The 3,664-nt window shown below is 69.1% G+C and carries 4 protein-coding genes and 1 pseudogene; all 5 read right to left on the reverse strand.

Annotated features, from left to right (window positions below; translation table 11 throughout):
• A pseudogene (locus tag X803_RS21935) lies at positions 1-265 on the reverse strand (siderophore-interacting protein); the annotation flags it as partial.
• Positions 231-1,106 (reverse strand): siderophore-interacting protein, encoded by an 876-nt coding sequence (locus X803_RS19700; RefSeq protein WP_051470727.1) that lies wholly within the window; start codon positions 1,104-1,106, stop codon positions 231-233. The gene X803_RS19700 and the pseudogene X803_RS21935, both read right to left, overlap by 35 nt.
• On the reverse strand, positions 1,103-1,984 hold the full coding sequence (locus X803_RS0112335; protein ID WP_026545369.1) for an ABC transporter ATP-binding protein: 882 nt from the start codon (positions 1,982-1,984) through the stop codon (positions 1,103-1,105). Before X803_RS0112335 ends, X803_RS19700 begins: the two co-directional genes overlap by 4 nt.
• Before the next feature lies 1 nt (position 1,985).
• The gene (locus X803_RS19705) at positions 1,986-3,056 is read right to left on the reverse strand and encodes a FecCD family ABC transporter permease (protein ID WP_253907464.1); all 1,071 of its coding nucleotides are present in this window, start codon (positions 3,054-3,056) and stop codon (positions 1,986-1,988) included.
• The coding region (locus X803_RS22825; protein ID WP_035778877.1) for a FecCD family ABC transporter permease at positions 3,053-3,664 on the reverse strand (612 nt) is incomplete at its 5' end. The genes X803_RS19705 and X803_RS22825, both read right to left, overlap by 4 nt.

Genomic DNA, 3,664 nt, shown 5'->3' on the forward strand with positions numbered 1-3,664 from the left:
ACGGCGCGGCCAGTGACACCCAGCCAGGCACCCTTACCGCCTGGCGGACGGCGGCGTCGAGCAGCTCACCGTGCGGACGCCCGCCGCGCGCCAGCCAGCTGACGCCGACCCTGGAACGGGTCCGGATCTCCTGGCAGTCGGAACCGTCGGGGACCTCCAGGAAGGCGTGGCCGCTGATGTCTTTGGGCAGCGACTCGAGGATGGCACTGATGGCCGGGACAGCAGTTTCATCACCGGCCAGCAGAACATTCTGGGCCAGGCCGGGGAGCGGCGAGCGCCTGCCCCGTCGGGGTGTCGCTTCCGAGGCTGACCCGGAACGGCGCGGCCAGTGACACCCAGCCAGGCACCCTTACCGCCTGGCGGACGGCGGCGTCGAGCAGCTCACCGTGCGGACGCCCGCCGCGCGCCAGCCAGCTGACGCCGACCCTGGAACGGGTCCGGATCTCCTGGCAGTCGGAACCGTCGGGGACCTCCAGGAAGGCGTGGCCGCTGATGTCTTTGGGCAGCGACTCGAGGATGGCACTGATGGCCGGGACAGCAGTTTCATCACCGGCCAGCAGAACATTCTGGGCCAGGCCGGGGCGCCACTCGATTCCGCCGTACGAGCCGGCGGTGGTGCAGCTCGCGGCGTGGATGTTGGGCCCGATCAGCCACACCCGGTCCCCCGGCTGTGCCGCGGCAGCCCACTGTGAAGCAGGTCCGCCCTTGCCGTCCGCATCGAAATGCATCACGAAGTCGACATCCAGTTCGGGGACCACGGCATCACACCGGGAAGCGCGGACCGTGTAGGTGCGCATGGTTCCGCGCTCGGCGGGGTCGAGGGACAGCCACTGCTGGTACCAGCCGCTGCCTGCACCGTCCATCAGGGCGCCGAGGTCGGCGCACCGGCCGCTCACCGGCGGAATCACCACCTTGATGCGGAGATCGAGGGTGGACCCCTGCACGCCGAAATCGGAAAGGCACGCACTCCCGAAGGTGATGCGGAGGAAGTTGGAGCTGATGCGCTCCGTGCGGCTGATCACCACGTCGAAGGCGCGGACGGCTGATACCGCCCCCTGCGCAGAGGTGTTCCGCGCCGCCCGGCGGGTGGTGCTGACTTCTGTCACGATGCTGCCTCCATGCTCAGTGCGGATAACCCGTCCTGCGGGTTGGCTAAGAAACCCGGCGTCTTCGCCGTCGTGGATGCTTCCGGGCGGCGAGCAGAGTGATGCCGTCCCACGGGAACCACCATGGGCGTGCCTGCTACCGGATCCGGGATCACCCGGGACTCCAGACCAAAGACGTCGGCCACCGTTTTTTCCGTGACAACGTCCAGCGGCGCCCCCTCGGCGACGATGCGTCCGTCCTTCATGGCAATGAGGTGGTCCGCGTACCGCGCGGCAAGATTCAGGTCATGCAGGACGATCGCGACGGTGGTGCCGGCCCTCCGGTTCAGGTCGGTGATGAGGTCCAGGACCTCGATCTGGTGGGTGACATCCAGGAAGGTGGTGGGCTCATCCAGGAGAAGGATGTCGGTCTGCTGGGCGAGAGCCATCGCAATCCACACGCGCTGGCGCTGGCCGCCGGAAAGTTCGTCGACGTTGCGGTCGGACAGTTCCAGCGTGTCGGTGAGGCGCAGCGCGGACGCCACGGCGGCGTCGTCGTCGGTGTTCCACTGGCGGAACCAGCCCTGGTGGGGGTAGCGGCCGCGGCCCACAAGATCCGCCACGGCGATCCCGTCCGGGGCGACCGGCGTCTGCGGCAGCAGACCCAGGGTCTTCGCCACGGCGCGGGTGGACAGCGAATGGATATCCTTGCCGTCCAGCAGGACGGTCCCGGCCGCCGGCTTGAGGAGCCGGGCCAGCCCGCGGAGCAGCGTGGACTTGCCACAGGCGTTTGCGCCGACGATGACGGTGACCTTGCCCGCAGGCAGCTCCACCGTGAGGTCCTCGACCACCCGGCGCTTGTCATACGCGAGGGTCAGATTCTGGGCGTTCAACCTCATGTCAGCCTCCCTGGCCGGATCGGTTGGCGGTGGCAAGGAGCCAGAGGAGGAACGGCGCCCCGAGGACGCCCGTGATCACTCCGACCGGCAGGGAAACCCCCGGGATCAGGTTTGCCCCCGCAAAATCGCCGGCGAGGACAATCACCATTCCCACGAGGGCCGCCGTTCCCAGCGGGCGGTAGCCGCCGAGGAGGCGCCGGGCGATGGGCCCGGAGAGGAAGGCGATGAAGGCAACCGGCCCGGCCGCCGCCGTCGCCACTGCCGCGAGCAGCACGCCGGTGACGATGAGCGCGAGCCGTGACCGCTCGACGTTCACGCCGAGGCCCGCAGCGGCGTCGTCTCCCAGTTCCAGACCGCGCAGCGGGCGGGAGAGCACGACGACGGCGGGCGCCAGCACCGCCAGCGCCACCGACAGGACGGTCACCCGGTCCCAGTTGCTCGAGTTGAGCGATCCGTTCAGCCAGGCGAGGGCGTCGGTGGCGACGTTGATGTCGGTGCGCGTCAGCAGGAAGCTGACCACCGCCTGGAGGACAGCGGAGAACCCGATACCCACCAGGATGAGCCGGTATCCGGCCACCGAACCGCGGCGGGAGATGACGTAGATCGCGAGCGCAACCGCCAGTGCTCCGGCCATCGCGAACCCTGAAAGTGCAAGACCCGAAGCGCCGAGGAACGCGATGGCGAAGACGGCCGAGGCGCTGGCACCGTAGCTGATGCCGATGATGTCCGGGCTGGCGAGCGGGTTGCGGAGCATGGTCTGGAAAACGGCTCCGGCCGCGCCGAACGCTCCCCCGACCAGGATGCCGATGAGCACCCGCGGAATCCGGTTCTCCATCACGATGAAGCTGGCGCCGGGGATGTCCGCGCCCGCAACGATGCGGAAGAAGTCGGGGATGGTGACGGTGTAGCGGCCCAGCAGCAGTGTGGCGGTACTGAGCGCGAGAATGAGGAACGCGAGGCTGCCGATCTTCACGGCCCGCTGGGCGCGAAGGTGCGAGCGTCCCGGGAGCACCATGGCCCCGTTGTCTACGCGCTCAGCGGCGTTTGCGGCCGGCCGGGTTCCGAGGCTCACAGCTCGGCCATCTTCCGGCGTCGTACCAGCCAGATGAACACCGGAGCCCCGATCACGGCGGTGAGGATTCCCACCTGCACCTCACCGGGAGGGAGGATGACCCGCCCGAGGATGTCCGCCGCGAGCAGCAGAACGGGTGCCAGCACCATGGAGAACGGCAGGATCCACCGGTAGTCGGGGCCGGTGAAGGCGCGCACCACGTGCGGGATGACCAGGCCTACGAAGGCGATCGGCCCGGCGGCCGCTGTCGCCGCACCGCAGAGCACGACGACGCCGAGCGCCGTCAGTGCGCGGGCGGCAGTCACATTCTGGCCCAGGCCGCGTGCGATGTCGTCGCCGAGAGACAGGCTGTTGAGGACCTTGCCGGTCAGCAGGGTCAGGGCGAAACCGAACGCGAGGAAGGGCAGTACCGGAACGATCACGTCCCACCCGCGGCCGGCGACCGAGCCCACCTGCCAGAACCGGAAGGTGTCAAAGGCCTGTTGGCTGGAGACGAGGACTGCGTTCAGGAGCGAGACCATGCCTGCGGAGAGGGCCGCTCCGGCCAGGGCCAGTTTGATGGGTGTGGCGCCGTCACGGCCGAGGCTCGCCACCGCGTAGACCAGCAC

This window comes from Arthrobacter sp. 35/47 (genome assembly GCF_000520475.1).
Taxonomy (GTDB): domain Bacteria; phylum Actinomycetota; class Actinomycetes; order Actinomycetales; family Micrococcaceae; genus Arthrobacter_D; species Arthrobacter_D subterraneus.